This window comes from Spirosoma soli, from assembly GCF_042684525.1.
Classification (GTDB): Bacteria; Bacteroidota; Bacteroidia; order Cytophagales; family Spirosomataceae; genus Spirosoma; species Spirosoma soli.
Genome location: NZ_JBHULN010000001.1, coordinates 669,665 through 685,548 on the forward strand (window position 1 = coordinate 669,665; position 15,884 = coordinate 685,548).

At 48.6% G+C, this 15,884-nt stretch carries 12 protein-coding genes; 3 read left to right on the forward strand and 9 right to left on the reverse strand.

Annotated elements, in window-relative coordinates; translation table 11 throughout:
* Positions 1-121: 121 nt before the first annotated feature.
* The 7 genes from ACFSUS_RS02740 to ACFSUS_RS02770 all read right to left on the reverse strand — a co-directional run bounded on the left by ACFSUS_RS02740 (position 122) and on the right by ACFSUS_RS02770 (position 9,751).
* Positions 122-2,875, reverse strand: coding sequence for a CHAT domain-containing protein (locus ACFSUS_RS02740; protein WP_381518710.1), 2,754 nt, complete (start codon positions 2,873-2,875; stop codon positions 122-124).
* Positions 2,876-3,006: 131 nt separating this feature from the next.
* Positions 3,007-4,818: a S8 family serine peptidase gene (locus ACFSUS_RS02745; RefSeq protein WP_381518713.1), complete on the reverse strand. Its 1,812-nt coding sequence runs from the start codon at positions 4,816-4,818 to the stop codon at positions 3,007-3,009.
* Between the two features lie 31 nt (positions 4,819-4,849).
* The gene (locus ACFSUS_RS02750; protein WP_381518715.1) at positions 4,850-5,569 is read right to left on the reverse strand and encodes a tetratricopeptide repeat protein; all 720 of its coding nucleotides are present in this window, start codon (positions 5,567-5,569) and stop codon (positions 4,850-4,852) included.
* On the reverse strand, positions 5,566-6,156 hold the full coding sequence (locus ACFSUS_RS02755; RefSeq protein WP_381518718.1) for an RNA polymerase sigma factor: 591 nt from the start codon (positions 6,154-6,156) through the stop codon (positions 5,566-5,568). The genes ACFSUS_RS02750 and ACFSUS_RS02755 overlap by 4 nt, the downstream gene beginning before the upstream one ends.
* 105 nt (positions 6,157-6,261) lie before the next feature.
* A complete protein-coding gene (locus ACFSUS_RS02760) occupies positions 6,262-7,641 on the reverse strand; it encodes a sensor histidine kinase (protein WP_381518720.1) in 1,380 nt (459 codons plus the stop codon).
* Between the two features lie 204 nt (positions 7,642-7,845).
* Positions 7,846-8,997 carry a site-2 protease family protein gene (locus ACFSUS_RS02765; protein WP_381518723.1) on the reverse strand — a complete coding sequence of 384 codons (1,152 nt, stop codon included), beginning with the start codon at positions 8,995-8,997 and terminating at the stop codon, positions 7,846-7,848.
* Between the two features lie 70 nt (positions 8,998-9,067).
* Entirely contained in the window at positions 9,068-9,751 is a 684-nt protein-coding gene (locus ACFSUS_RS02770) for an HAD family hydrolase (RefSeq protein WP_381518725.1), read from the reverse strand.
* 78 nt (positions 9,752-9,829) lie between these two features.
* Here ACFSUS_RS02770 and ACFSUS_RS02775 point away from each other — a divergent pair, with 78 nt between their 5' ends.
* Positions 9,830-11,008, forward strand: a complete 1,179-nt coding sequence (locus ACFSUS_RS02775) for an AAA family ATPase (protein WP_381518728.1) — start codon at positions 9,830-9,832, stop codon at positions 11,006-11,008.
* Between the two features lie 286 nt (positions 11,009-11,294).
* A complete protein-coding gene (locus ACFSUS_RS02780) occupies positions 11,295-11,522 on the forward strand; it encodes a hypothetical protein (protein WP_381518731.1) in 228 nt (75 codons plus the stop codon).
* Positions 11,523-11,579: 57 nt separating this feature from the next.
* Here ACFSUS_RS02780 and ACFSUS_RS02785 read toward each other — a convergent pair whose 3' ends face one another.
* Entirely contained in the window at positions 11,580-12,533 is a 954-nt protein-coding gene (locus tag ACFSUS_RS02785; RefSeq protein WP_381518733.1) for an acetyl-CoA carboxylase carboxyltransferase subunit alpha, read from the reverse strand.
* Between the two features lie 89 nt (positions 12,534-12,622).
* Entirely contained in the window at positions 12,623-14,083 is a 1,461-nt protein-coding gene (locus ACFSUS_RS02790; RefSeq protein ID WP_381518736.1) for an MBL fold metallo-hydrolase RNA specificity domain-containing protein, read from the reverse strand.
* Between the two features lie 71 nt (positions 14,084-14,154).
* On the opposite strand from ACFSUS_RS02790, the gene dacB reads away from it, so the two are divergent.
* The gene (gene dacB, locus ACFSUS_RS02795) at positions 14,155-15,759 is read left to right on the forward strand and encodes a D-alanyl-D-alanine carboxypeptidase/D-alanyl-D-alanine endopeptidase (protein ID WP_381518739.1); all 1,605 of its coding nucleotides are present in this window, start codon (positions 14,155-14,157) and stop codon (positions 15,757-15,759) included.
* The last annotated feature ends 125 nt before the right edge of the window (positions 15,760-15,884 follow it).

The following is a 15,884-nucleotide window of genomic DNA, read 5'->3' on the forward strand; positions in this document are numbered from 1 at the left end:
CAGCCGTGCTATATCCCGTTTTCCTTACAAGTTCTTGTTTATTGTCTGTTGAAGCAATCTTTCCTCCCATGCTTTTATTCACCGGTCAAAGGCGTAGGGAGCTTACAGCAGACGAGTAGTTTCAGGCAGTTCTAGTGAATGGGAACGCTGGCCTGGCCGGGCGTTTCTGGCGCCACCATAAACCAACCCCAGCAGCTCCCACCAGTAACAGACCACTCGCCACCCAAAGCCAATGGTTTGGGTGGTCGAGGGGCTGCGTATCACCAATGATAATTAACCCGGCCCAGGCACTAGGCAGGCGATTTGTTCCACTAGCGGTCTCTACCCATTCATGCTTAGCCTGTTGTAGAGCTATGTCTTTAGGCATACCCTGGTTGAGGTACTTGTAAAATAAGTTAGATATTTTGTAGGTCGCGTCGTTTTCAACACTCCAGAGCGTCGTCAGAATACTCGGTGCCCCTAACGCAGCAAATCCCCTGGCCAGGCTAAAGATACCTTCGCCCCGCTGGTTGGCTCCCACTCCGGTCTTACAAGCGGCCAACACGACTAGCTGCGCATTCGGTAAACTACCATCGCTAAGATTAGAGAGCAATAGCGTTGAGTCAGCGAAATACAACTTCGGTTCATCACTAGAGCTATCGGCGCTGGCGTGAGTAAACAAGTGAATAATCTGAGCATCGGCAGCCTGATCCAGGAACGACCGCCGGGTGGCCGCTTTGTGAGTTAGTAACCTGGCTGACGGAAACCGGTCGGCAATCGGCTTCAGGGCTTCGTCGGAACCGTACAGAGATACCTGCTTAAGAGATGGGGTAAAGGTGACCGGAGCAACGCCCAAAAAAACGTTTCCGCGAAAGCTAGCTTTATGGGATAGGGGCACGTTACTTCTTAGCATCAGGCGAGCCGAATAGACGTAGCTGAACGCATAGGTTTCAACCAAGTACTTTGGCTTGGACGCCGAGAAACTTAACGCTTCGAAAGGTACGAATGAGCCATCGGGCGACACAATAACGGCGCCCTCACCTGGTTGAAGTGGAGCCAGCAATTGTCGGTATAAGCTGTTGCCCAACGCTAAAAACTGGGCTAGATTTCCCGTCCGATTCATGGCGTCGGGATCGGATAGCAACGTCATAAACAAACGCATATCACGGGCGTGCCCCCCTACTGGCTGTCGGTGCAAGGTGACCTTGTCATTCGTAACACCCAGCAAATAGAGCGCACTATCGCCCAAAAAGTACGTTACAAAGGATGCGTTGCGGTCGGCTAAATGGCGTTGCAGATCGGTTAGCTTAGTGGTCGTTGTATCATATTTGTACCGGTAATACGACGGATTAGAGGCCTCTAATCTCTTCAGAAACGAATCTAGCTCGTCCTGGCTGGTAGTTAGTGCTTCTTTAACCGTTTTGTAAGCTACGCTATCCGGTGCAAGCTCCAGTAATCTGGTTCGTTGAAAGCTTACCGCTTCGCGAAGCTTTTTTTCCTGTTGTATTTGATCTTCTGATAACTGCTGCTGAGCGCCAAGCTCGTTGAGTTTATCGGCGAGCAAAACCGCTCGGCTTTTTTCAAAAAATCGAAACGCCTGCTCGGCATCTTTCAACCGATAGCAGGTTTCGATTGCCCGCTCGTACATTCCGCGCGTTTTTTGTCGCCAATACAGTTTTGATTCCTGAGCGGTGTGATCCCAACGCATGTAGTCGATCATCTGATCGGCGACTTTATACGTAGCCAGAGCGTGTTGAAGACGTTGGCGGTTATTACCAGTTGCCTGAGCGTAGTTAAGCCAGGTGTCAGCTTTGTCCTGGATAAGCGAGAGGAGGTAATCTTTCTGGTCGGCTCTCCGGATGGACTGGGCATCAGGCAAGCTAGTAACAGACAGATTGAGGAAGCCAATAGGCATGGTTGTCAATCCATGCTGGTAGTACTGCAACGCCTTGGCGTAGGCCTTTTTATGCTGGTAGACTTCCCCTAACATAATCAGCGCGTAAGCCTTGGCGTAACGATTTGTGTTATTATCTAATCCGAATTGAAAATAGGGAATGGCCTGGTCGTACCGTTGCTGCTTGAAATAAAGCATTCCTACTTCTACCGCATAATTAGGAGCCGACAGGTCATTATTTGCTCGGGCAATATCGAACGCCCGCTGAGCGTATTGCAGTGCCTCAGAAAGTTGTTCCTGATTTTTCGCAACTGCGGCCAGTAACTGATACGATCTGGCAACTGCCGTTGGATAACCATCTTGCACGGACAAGGTTACCACTCGTTCGGCCGTCCGACGGGCTATCACGTACTGCCCCAGATCATTCAGCGCCTTTACTTTTTCATCCAATAACTTTATTAACAGCAACCTATCCTTGGCCTGTTCAGCCATTTGCTCTCCCCGCTCTACGTAATTAAGGCCTTGCTGTAAATCGCCGGCCGAATAATAAGCATACGCTAGATACAGATAAGCATGACCTACCCACCGATCGGCAGCACGGATACCCTGCCCGCTCTTGACCGCCTGCTTAAGGATATCTATGGTAGGTAAGTTCTGTACGCTTAACAGCATCCCTAATCGGTAGAGGGCTTTGGCGGGTTGATCGGCGGCTACGTCCGGGCGTCGAGACTGGCTCAGCCCTACCGCCTGTTTAACCGTTTTCGTTGCGGCTGCTAGCTCATTTCGGTATAGGTAAACCACTCCCAGATGCAGCAGTCCATTAATGTAGACTGAGTCGGGCGGGAGCTTAGCCTGCTGCCATTGCAGCATCCAGTTTCCCAATACATTAACCTGATCGCTGGGGTCTTTCTGAGCAATCAATTGTCGCATTGTAAGCTGCAACCGTTTATAGGTAAGGCTTTGCGCATAGACATGACTACCCACCCCGGATAATAAAACCAAGGTGATGAGACAGTTACGAAACCAAGCGTAAGCCATACCTATCAAGAGACGAAGCTTAATGAATTCTATACCGATCTGGCACTTACCCGTTTAACGGTACGCCTTGGAAAGCGATGTTGATAGAATCATTTTTAGTCAACCCCGTATCCGTCGAGGTAAAACCCGCCGTTTACATACTCGTTCATTAAGTTCTTATCGGGGCCGTTGCCATTCATAGCCTTGAGCAACTCCATACGTACCTCACTAATCGATCCCGCCAGGAGTAATGACATTAGTTCAGGGCGGTTACGAAGTTGCCGAATAACAGAACCCGTTACGAATGCGCAGGCAAATGAGCTACCACGGATAATGGGACTCCCCCGGAAAGGGCTTCTGAAATAGCCAAACGTACTAACAACGCCAATATTGACGAATTTTGTGGAATAGTTCTCGACCGCTACGTACCCAGCCGTTGGCAAAATGGCCCCCACGACATCGTCAGCGCCTTCTAAAAAATTAAATAGCCCGGCCTTCACTGCTTTCGCCAGTGCTTTACCAACGACCGAATCTTCTTTGGGGGAAAGAAGATCTGAGCGAAAATAGGTCTTCCGAACCGAAGTTACCGTAATGACATGGGGAAACTCCTGACTGTAACAAGCTGGATAAACGGGTCGATTATCCAAGTTCCGATCACTGGTCTGGCCTTCGTTACCCGCAGCAGCTACAATAAACACACCGGCCTTTAGCAACTGCTCTACTTTTGATCGTATCAGCGGATTATCCTGCCCAAAAATCCAACTGGCATTCACCACTCGAATGTTAGTGGTTTTACACCGTTTTAAGATATAGTCAAATCCATTCAACACATCAAACAGCGTAGAAAAGCCTATGTTGTCGAACACTTTAACCGGCAACACCGGAGCATCGTCGCCAGTCTGCTGAATAATTGCGGTAATGGAGGTACCATGCCGGGCATCCAGAACAGTAGTAGTATGAGGAGGGTTTTCCAACAGTCGGTAATCATCAAATGGGCTATTGGCTACGTCAGTTAGGGTATAATTTTGCTTGGAGTTATCAGTCGACAAGAGGCTCTCTTTTACTGCCTTGAAAAAAGGCTCTTCCCGATAGGACTGCAGCGCGCAATACCCAATAACACTGTCGCCTACTAGGTTAGTAGATGCCCCATTCTTTGGTTTGTGATACGCCAGCGTAAATCGACGCTCCTGACCATTGGCATCCTGATACATGTAAGGGTCAGGCCATTTGTCTTCTAGGCCTTTGTTCAGCAAATTGAATTTCAGCCCGGTATCCATCACCGCTACAGCCGGGCTGTTGTCTTGTTTACTGTGCTGTTGATAATACTGAATATCCTCTTTACTGGCTGGCCGGTAATCGCTTGGTTGGGTGTTTAGCGGACTTACGGACCCAACAGGAGGGTATATGGGAGGATTATTAGGACCATCCAGCGAGCCTGAAATCAAAAAATTATCTGATTGAAGTACTGATTCGGTTGCGTTCGTTTTAGAATCAATCAGTAATACATTGTGAAAATCTCTCAACGTTTCATCCTCACTCCAATCGATCAGAACGGTATATTGACCCGTATCATTAGCATCCAAGTCCTGCCGATCGCCCTCAATCACACGAGCTTTAGCTTGTCGTAAATTACCCTGAACGTCTGATGTTCCCACCAATAGTTCGTTAGTCCTTAAACGATTAAGCTGGAACTGATCCACCGAAATTACTTTTTGCTTCTGTACGGCGAACTGAGGTATACTGCTTGGGACATCATAAACCTGAACAATTCTGGGGTTCATGAACCGTAAGCGGGGGTCGTCGCTACCCGTTGGCGGACGATGCGTAACATCAACTGGCGAATCGGGCTCCCGGCCGTGATTAACCTGAACGGGGACGTTACCAAAATCAGGAATCTCAACAGTAACTAGAGTGGATTGCGTATTCATGCGTGTGAGTAGTAAGGATAAGCGGTTTCAACTACTTGAGTAAAGCTTCGGCTTCACTCTTGCCCTCCAGGTTTTGATCAATAACTTTTTGAAGCAATTTTTTCGCTTGTACTTTATCCGTCGGCGTCCCACGTTTCAACAGCGCAAGGGCCTCATAAAACGTACCTGGGTTAGAGAATAGATCGGTGCGTTGACTCAGCTTATGAAACCGGTCGATGGCCTGGTCGTACTGGCCTTGCCGTAGGGCAGCAATGCCAGCATACTTCAGCGCTCGGTCGTTGGTTGGCTGGCTAGTTAGTACGCTTTCAAATACGGCTTCGGCCTCGGCAAGCTTATTCTCGTTAAATAAACCGACGCCTGTCTTCAGGCTGTCGGCCTCACCACCCATAGTAGTACTTAACTGACTAAAGTTTGTCCTGATGTAGGTATCGGCCAGTTGTGCAGCTTCCACGGGTTCTGTTCGAAGCCGATAGACCGACCAACCCAAACCGAGTATGAGTATAATACTGGCAGCAGCGGCCCACCGCATCGGCACACCAGCAGAGGGCCGTACAGGGCGTCGGCGGAGGGCATTTAGTTCGGCCTGACGTTCGGCGCGGGCTTCGTTTTTGGCCGCTTGCTTGGCTAGTACGTAGAACGCCAGGGCGTCGGCCACGGCCGGATCGGTGCGAAGGGCCGACTCAAAACGAGTTCGGTCCTCGGTAGAGAGCTGCCCACTCAAATAATTTTCAATTGTTTCCAGATCATTCATAATGGTGCGCGATATCGTTCACGAAGTTTATCGAGGCAACGCAGGCGGCTGGTTTTAGCCACAGCCGCTGTATTGTAGCCCATTGCTACTGCAATCTCATCGTCCGAGTACCCTTCGCCCCACGCCAGAATCATGGCGCGACATTTCTCGCCTAATTCCTGCAAATGCCGATATAAGTTTTCAACGTCGCTCTGTGCAATCAAACGCTGCACAGCCGACTTAGCTTCATCGGGTAATTGCATCAGCGAGTCATCAAGCGAAAACGCATCGTGTACGCTACTTCGATTAGTCGTCTTTTTTCGAATTGCGTCAACACATTTGTTCATAAATATTTGATATAGGTACGTTTTCAACTCTGAACGCCCCTCAAAACGACCGCTATTGATGTGTTCAAACACTGTCAGAACAGAATCTGAATAAACACTGGCACATTCATCTTCACTCAGACGATGCTTGCGAGTACCGTCAGCAATGAGGTACTCGTATTTTTCGTACAACTTATTCTCATAAAGCCGACGTTGCGTTCCACCCGCCTTGATACCTGCCATTAAATCAGCATCGGAGAGTTGCCGGGAAAAAAGCCCCATAAAGTAAAGAGTTGATAATGTGCCAGTAAGGTAGGGAAAAATGGGTAATTAAGGAATTAGGTAGCCTATGATTCATATGGGAGTGGTAAGGTCAAGAGGCTCAGGCTACACAACAGCCAACTCATTAAGGGTTAGCGGGCAACGAAACGTAACGGTGGTTCCTATACCTGGTATGGACTCGATCATCAGTTGCCCGTTAATGGCTGCGGCCCGTTGCTGCATACTTCGTAATCCGTTGCCTACCCGGTTTCCGTTGAGTTGTACCACAAAACCCTGCCCATCATCACGGACGGCTATACACAACATATTCTGTTCGACCCACAACGTCAGGTAAGCATTTTGGGCATCGGCATGACGAATTACATTATGCAGCATTTCTTTGACCATCAGGAATAGGTCGCGTCGGCCTTCAGCGGGCAATGTCCAGTCTGCATCGTCGACGGGCAGTTGAAGGTGTAATACTGTAGATTGATGCTCGAAAAGCTGTCCAGCCGTCTCCTGAAGTCGGTAGCTGAAGCTTTCCAGCGAGGTTTGCGCCGAGTTAAGACTCCATACAATTTCGCGCATGGTTGCCACAACCCGCCGGGTTCGCTGGCGAATTACCTTTAAAGTTGCCTGCGCCTGGTCGGGCTGCTCATCGACCTGACGGGCGGCCACCTGACTCAGTAAGCTGATACCGCTCAGGTCAGCTCCAACATCATCGTGAAGATCGCGGGCAATGTCGTCGCGAATACGCTGAAGTCGTTCTTGTTTACGTTCGTTCTCGCGTAGTTGCTCAATGAGCTGAGCCTGATACTGAATTTTTTCCCGTTCATTCTCGCGATTCCGAAGCGACATCCCAAGTGTAAAAAACAATACCTCACCTACAACGCCAATTTGCAGCAACGTTACCGGAAACGTAAACGCATTATCGGGCTGCAATCGGTTTTCAGGGGGTAGGTAGTTTGTCAGCAAGGCCGCAATCGACCCCAATACTAACAACAGTGACCCGGCAATGAAATAGGAAACAACATTGTTCCGGAGCCGGAAAAAGCGCGGAATCAGGTACAATCCAACCAGCGTCATCAGTAGCCGTTCACCCATGTAGATACCGCTACGAACAGCAGCCGATGCATTTGCCAAATAGAGAACCGTATCGAGCGCAAGGGCTATGGCAAACGCTATAATCAGGGCCTGCATCACTCGGTAGGCAATGGGATCTTGCTCAGCCGGGTTAATAAGCAAGATAGTAAACCGAATGTAGAGCATATAGGCCACAGTCTCTACGAACGTTTCGGGATAAAACGCCCCTGGCAGATAGTCGGGCTTAGCATAGCCAACATCACTCAGCCGCAGATCAATCACCATGCAGGCGATATAAAGCGCATATTGCCAGTAAATAGCCTTTCGTTGCTGAAAATAGCTAAGGAGTGCATACAAACCCATCATGGTCAGCATGCCATCCAGGAATAACCGCAGGGTAGTGTAGGCCGTAAAGGAAGCCATGCATCTAAGCGACTAAGTGGGTCGAGAAAGTCGTTTTTTCAACAAACTTACGGGTTTCTCCGGGCTTTTCTACAGAGCGTAAACCCTTCTGTTACACGTATTCCATCTGGCTTTGCTTCGGTACCGCAGACTATTTTTAGGCAATAAGCTTAGATAGTGGGCCTAAAGTAGATTTGGTTTGGCTGTACATGTGTCCAGGTGGCGTTAAGAAATCAGAAATGGCTTGGGGCTAAAGCACAGCACAAACACCAGCAACGCCAGCCAGCCTAATACCTTTCGCTTCGCGTCGAGAGGCTCCTCGAGTTCAGTTTCGGGATGGTAAATGCCTAAAATCCGGCCGACTACAAATACAAACACCAGGAAATTCGGGTACCCTTCCACATCCGGGCGTAACCAGGAAACAAGCAGCTGCGTTGCCGCTATGCTTAAGGCAATAAGCAGGGCCGTCATTCGCTGGTCGCTAATGCGCGAAAAAGCCAGGTACAAGAAACCAACGTACAAAGCGAAATTACCGAGTTCTGTAAAAAACGCTTCGTCGGAGGGGACGGCGAAATCAGCGGTGGTAAAGAAGCCTAAGCCGGCATAAAACGCGAACAGAATAAACAGCGCCGGGGCTACCCATTGGAATTGCTTACGCCCAATAAGAGCATATAGGATATGACCACCGTCTAGTTGCCCAATTGGAATTAGGTTCAACGATGTGAAGAACAGGGCCAGGTAACCCGCCATTACGTAGGGATAATGAACCATTGCGTACGGATGGGGCACCCGGGCCGGATCGGCTACGTAATTTTTAAAAAAGCTAAACAACAGGTTATCTCCTAAGCCTATGGCTCCACCCGCCGGCATGTTCTGGTAGGCATACTTGGCATAATCAAGCCCCCATTTTTGATACTCAGGATGGATGGTAAAGATAAACTCCGGAGGGGGCAAGTGCGTGAATCCGTACCAAAGCACCACAAGAGCTAAGACGAAACCAGCCAGTGGCCCGGCAATGCCGATATCGAAATACTTTCGGCGGCTGTTGATATAATCTTGGATGCGGATAAACGCTCCTAACGTACCAATGCTTTGACCAATGCCTAGCCAAAGAGGAATGTAGAAAGGCAACGTCACGCGTACCCGGTTGGCTTTCGCCGTGAAGTAATGCCCAAACTCATGAACGGTCAAGATAGCCAAAAACGGCACCGAGAATTGCATTCCAGCCACAAACTCCGGCCAACCCAGCGTTTTCATACCCTCAATCGGGATAAACAGCCGCCCGAACATCCACTCGGCGCCGGCCATCGTCGTGGTAATGAAGGTAATCAAAAAAAGACCTCCATGAAGGAGGTACGTTTTAACGCGCTGGTTCATGTATTAGTTTGTGATTTACAAGGTACGATTTACGAAGTAGGTCTACAGTCAGCACCTCCTAAATCATAGCTCATAAATCCATTACGTAGTCTAACATTGTTTTGGGAGGCTGAACGTGCACCACCCGAATACCTAACTCGGCAGCGGCCCGGATGTTCGTCAGGTTATCATCGAAGAACGCCGTTTCTTCAGCCACCAGGTTTGCTTCAGCCAGCACATGACGATAAATTTCGGGCGATGGTTTGGCGAGCCGCACTTCATAGGAATAAAATACCCGCTCGAAAAGTTCTTCCAGCGTCGGCTCACCCATTCCCGTGAGCACCCGGTTTACCTGCCGAATGTGGATCGGACTGGTATTGCTCAGCAGAAACAGACGGTACTTTGCTTTCAACGCCTTGATACGTTCGATACGCTCGATGGGCAGATCAAGCAGAATGGTGTTCCAGGCGGTGTCAATGACTTCATCCGCCCAACTATCGGCTTCGTCTGCTGATCTAATTTCATTATCTGCTCCGTTGTTGCGTTTCCTCAAGGCTTGCCGAATCTGCTGGCGGAACCCTTCATCGTCAATCAGGCCGGTTTCATAATGATTGATGAACTGATGCTCTTTCCAGATGGCAGTTACTTCATCTTCAGGCATATTCGCCAGCATAGCGAAATTGCGGATCGGTGCGGTCAAATCAATGGGAATAATGACGTCACCAAGATCAAAAATGAGGTTTTTGAGGGTTGCTGTGTTGAGCGTAGGATTCATTCGCGGCTGAGGGTTCAAACGTTTGTGAACCGAGAGCCAAAGATAACGTTAGATTTGCAGACAAAGCACACAAGTACAATGGCAAAGTTGACGGTCAAAAACGTCGGCCCGATTCAAGAGGCTGAGTTAGAGGTAAAAAAGCACACTGTATTCATCGGACCGCAGGGTACAGGAAAGAGTACCCTGGCGAAGCTGATTGCGATTGGTTTAGATGGTGACATTATACAAGGAGCTGATATCAACCAAGCTATTCTTGAGAAGTACACCATCCATACATACACCAATGATAATTCTAGTTTCACATTTACTACAGACACTCATGCTATTATATATGATCACTCCAAATTAGAATTTACTTATCAAGATCAACAAGACCAGCCTGTTTTTAGTGAAAGTACTTTTAGAAGCTTTCTCAACGATGTACGTAATAGCAAACCCTCTGTTAGAGAAGTATTTGTAGAGAGTTTAGCAGACAGAAAGCTTTTCGAAGAGCTATTAACAAAGTTTGTAATAGAAAAAAAAATTTTCTCTATTACATCTAGCTACATACCCGCTGAGAGAACCTTATTAGCTACGTTAAATGAAGCAATCTGGAGCTTGATATACTCAAACATTGACTTCCCCAAATCAATTACATCGTTTGCAAAGCATTTTGAGCAGGCACGAAATGCTATAGATAGGTTAAATATTAAATTTTTAGACATTCACTATGCCTATATGCAAGGTTATGATAGATTAATTCAAACAGGTACAAAGTTTGTCCTTCTGTCTCAGAGCGCTAGTGGTTATCAGTCTATCATACCACTATTATTAGTTGTTGAACATCAACGCCAGCAGTCACAACATCGCTTCATTATTGAAGAGCCCGAGCTTAACCTCTATCCTACCGCACAAAAAGACCTTATCTATTCGCTCATAAGCGGCTTAGACCCGAACGTTACGTATCAGGATGCGGAATGGGTCATCACGACGCATAGCCCTTATGTGCTTAGTTCATTCAACACACTGATGCTGGCCTATAAAGTAGCCCAACGCAGCGACGAACTGCGGGCAGAGGTCGAGAAGATTATTCCATCGCGGTGCTGGATAAACCCTGATGAGTTTGCTGCTTATTACGTAGACGGCGGCACCGTACGTAGCATTATCAGTGAAAAAACCGGCTTGATCGCCGACAACGAACTCGACGACGTGTCGGATGATTTAGCTGACGAACAAGATAAATTATTTGCCCTTAGCCGTAGCGTACCCCGTACCTGATAAAATTATAGCTGGTTTTCCACAAGTAGAAGATAGCAACTGCCTGCAAAGCCTCACCGAAGCCGAGTTTCACATTTATGATCATGAAATTGAAAAGCGGTGCTACATACAGTCCAATCTAAACGGGATAAAACATTTCACGATTGAAAACCCGACTGAACGCAGTGTTCACTTCCTGGCGATTTACAAATGCCTGTTAATGGATAACGCTCCAACTCAGCGTTGCGACTGTGCTGTGTTTGATGATCGAACGTTCTGCTTTGTAGAAATCAAAACAACGTCATCCATGACACAAAGGAAAAAGCTACGTCGGGATGCAAAGAATCAGTTGAAAGCGGCCATCGCTTATTTCCGTGACAAAGTGGTATTTAATTCGGTACAAATCGAGGCTTACGTAAGCCTGTTAACAGAGCTGGAAACACGACCTTTAAACAGAGCGAGTCTTTTAGAGGAAACCGAAGAATTTGATCAGATTGGTGTAACCCTATACCACGACAATCGAAAGAAATTTTAACAAGAAAGCCGCCAAGAATCTCAGCGGCTTTCTTTAGCTCGAGAGTCTGTAAAAATTTTACTCCATTACTACGCCCATTGAGCAGAATTTCTCAATGCGCTGATTGATGCGTTCCTGCGGATCGAGGGCGTTCAACTCCTCAAGGGCACTCAGAATGACGTTCTTGAGATGATGGGCCATTTCGCTATGATCGTTGTGCGCTCCACCAAGCGGCTCGTCGACAATGCCGTCCACGAGTTTAAACGCTGTCATGTCCTTCGCCGTTAACTTCATCGCTTCGGCAGCCTGCTCTTTGTAATTCCAGCTACGCCACAGAATGGTTGAGCAGTTTTCGGGCGAAATCACCGAATACCACGTGTTTTCCAACATTAGTACCCGATCGCCGATGGCAATGCCTAAAGCACCGCCCGATGCTCCCTCACCAATGACGATGCAGATAACGGGCACCGTCAGCATAAACATTTCCTTCAGGTTACGAGCAATGGCTTCACCCTGCCCACGCTCTTCGGCTTCGAGACCCGGAAAGGCACCTGGCGTGTCGATCAACGTAATTATAGGTTTACCAAACTTCTCAGCCAGTTTCATTAATCGTAAAGCCTTCCGATAGCCTTCCGGGTTAGGCATACCGAAGTTGCGGTGTTGCCGCTGCTTAGTATTACGTCCCTTTTGCTGCCCTATGATCATTACGGTCTGACCGCCCAGTTCGCAGAAACCACCAACCATGGCCGGATCGTCGCGAACGGTGCGGTCGCCGTGCAGTTCGATAAACTGATCGCACATCAGCGAAATATAGTCGAGGGTATAAGGTCGATCTGGGTGACGCGACAGCTGAACGCGCTGCCACCGAGTCAGGTTCTGAAATATTTCCTGGCGGAGCTTATCAATACTCTGCTCCAGAACAGCAACCGCTCCGCTGACGTCCACGTTGCTAGTCTGAGCCAATTTTTTGGTCTCTTCTAACCGCGCTTCGAGGTCGGCAATGGGTTTTTCAAAATCAAGATATGTTCTCATTCAATGATGACCGGGTCGCCGGTGCGATTATGAATGATGCGTGATGAATGTTTTTATAATTGACACATTCATCATTCATCACTCATCATTTATAATTCGAAGCTTTCGCCTTTTTTGGGAATTATTACCTGTGGGTAGCCTGCTTCAGCCAGCGTGGCCTTAAAGGACTCCATGCTTTCGTACTCACCATGAACGAGAAAGATATTTCTAAGTGTTTCAGGCGACTGCATTCCCACAAACTCCATTAGATCGTTACGGTCACCGTGGCCGCTGAACACGTCAATCTTCTCAATACTGGCCAGAACCTGGTGCTCTTTTCCCTTTATAGTCAGCGTCTGCTGACCATTGAGTAAACGCCAACCGAGGGTCCCTTCGGCGCAGTAACCGATTATGAGAATAGTTGAATACGGATTGCTGATATTTTCGGCAACGTGATATTCTACCCGGCCCCCTTGCACCATTCCCGACGACGAGATGATGATGCATGGCTCACCGTAATTGGAGACGGCTTTACTGGCTTTGGATGACTCCAAAAACTGGAAGTTCTGGAAGTCGAACAAGGTTTCATTCTCTTTGTAGAACTCCCGGGCTTCACCGTTCAGCATTTTTACGTGCTGAAGGTAAATTTTTGTACTCTCAAACCCCATTGGGCTATCAGAAAAAACCTTGATGGGTGGAAAATCGCGTTCGGTGTATAATTTGTTAAGCGTATACAACAGTGCCTGCGTCCGCCCAACGCTGAACGACGGAATAATTAACCGACCAGGAATATCGATGCAGGTCCGCTGAATAACATCGGCCAGGGCTTCTTCGGGCGACAAACGGTTTTCGTGGAGCCGGTTGCCGTATGTGCTTTCGCAGACGAGATAATCGACCGGCGGCACCGTTCCCGGATCAACCAGAAGCGGATAGTTTTTCCGACCTATATCCCCCGAAAAACAGATGCTTTTTCGCTCACCGTTTTCAGTTACGTTGATCACGATGTGAGCGGCTCCGAGCAAGTGCCCCGCTGGAATGAAGGTAACGTCGACCCCATCGGCTACTCTGAATTTCCGATTGAAGGCAATGGGTACCACGTTTTCCATGGTCTCCCGCACCTGCTTATCCAGGAACAGGTCTTTCTGCATCTGGGCCTGCCGATCTTTTACCCGTTGTTTCTTACTGGCATTGAGTTCATTGATCCGCTTCTGATTTAGTGAAGCAGCATCTTTGAGCAGTACATTCGTCAGGGCAAACGTCGGCTCCGTACACAGGATCTGACCTTCATAACCTTCCCGAAATAGGTTAGGTAAGTTACCCGAATGGTCCACGTGAGCATGGGTCAGTAACACTAAATTGATGCTTGAAGCCTCAAACGGAAAAAATCCAGCATGAGGAGTAGTTGGGATTGCCTGCCCGTTTGATCCGGCCAATCCAGGCCCGGCCTGTACTGGCCCGGATCGTTCTAAATCCGATCCGCAGTCAATCAGGATGCGGTAGTCATCCTCCAGCTCTAACAGGTACATACTACCTGTGACTTGCCGGGCCGCCCCCAGAAATGATAATTTCATGCGTATTGCTTAAGTAGCCAGTGGCTTTTGATCAATGTCTTGTTAAGGGTGGTTTAGCGCAAGTGGGTGGCATGAATTCCGTAAGTTTGCAAAAGTACAAAATACAGCCCGAATCGCCTAACTGTTCCCAAACGCGCTTTATGCCCCGCTTTGCCCACTTTTTGCCTATTATTTCATTCATTTTCCTGCTAAGTAATTGTGTTTCAGCTTCTGCCTACTTTCAAAGCCAACCTACTACTGATTCGCTGGCAACGCAGACCCTGCTGAGACAGGTGGAAGCGTTTCAGGCGGGACCGGCCGCTCGATTTGGTACCGTTGCTTTATCGGTCCGACGGGTGCGTGACGGCGAAGAGTTGATCGGCTACAATGCCCGCCAAAGCTTACCGTCGGCCTCAACGCTTAAACTCATTACAACGGCAACGGCACTGGCTGTGCTGGGTAGTAATTATACGTATTCGACTACGCTCGAATACGACGGCGTCATTAAAGACAGTGTGCTGACAGGTAACATCTACATTCGTGGCACGGGTGATCCCTCACTCGGTACGTGGCGGTTTCCGAACTATTATGACTTAACCGCTCAGCTCAAGAGCTGGTCGGAGGCCGTTCGTGCCGCTGGTATTCGCCGGATTCAAGGGACAGTCGTGGGCGATGCTAGCCTCTATGATGACCTGACCACACCAGACACCTGGCCTTTTGGCGATTTGGGCAATTATTATGGTGCTAGCCTGAGTGCGTTGAACATAAATGAAAATCTGTATCGCGTGTTTTTCAGACCTGGCAAATCGGTGGGAGCGCCGACTAGTGTCTTACGTACCGACCCGCTGGTGCCCTATTTAACCTTCCGAAATACCGTTACGACCGATGCGGCCAACACCGGCGATCAGGTAAACATTTACGGAACACCTTTTATGAACCAGCAGTGGCTTACGGGCAAGGTACCAATGGGCGAACCCGCCAATGAGTTTAGCGTGAAAGGCTCCCTACCCGACCCTGCTTACTTTGCCGCTTATGCGCTTCAGCAACAGCTAACGCAGGATAACGTAACAGTTAGCGCTCCTCCCGTTTCGGTAGGCGGTGGTCAGTCGGCAACGCTGGTTACGTCGGGCAAACGCATCACTCTCAACGAGCACAAATCACCCACCCTGGCTGAATTGGTGCAGCAAACCAACTTTCAGAGTATTAACCTCTACGCCGAAGCGTTATTACGCACCACCGCTTTAGCTTTAAACAAAACAGTTCGCTCAACTGATGCCAGCCTCGATGCCATAATAACTTTCTGGAAAAATAAAGGAGTGAATCTTGACGGTTTCCGCATTCGGGATGGCAGCGGCCTGTCGGCCGTGGGAGCGCTCACCGCGGACAACATGACTGGAATTTTGAGCGCAATGGGTCGTGAGAAGGCATTCCCGGTCTTTTATGAGTCGATACCGGTAGTGGGACAAACGGGCACTGTACGAAGTTTGGCCAAAGGAACAGCGGCAGCAGGTAACATTCGGGCGAAAAGCGGCTCAATTGAAGGAGTACGTGCCTACGCTGGATTTTTCACAGCGGCCGACGGCGAACCCATGACGTTCTGTGTGTTGGTAAACAAGTTTACGCCCGGTCAGAATCGGGTTGTCACGGGTGAGTTAGAGAAGCTATTTGTAAACTTAGTCAAACTAACCGGGAAGTGATTGAGGGCATAGGTGGAAAAAATCTAGTAGTTTAAAGACAGTTTGAGGTAGTTTCTTGGTCCGGTTAAATATAGTCCCTAGACTACATCAGGCTATTATATGGTCTGTGACCAGATAATATCAGA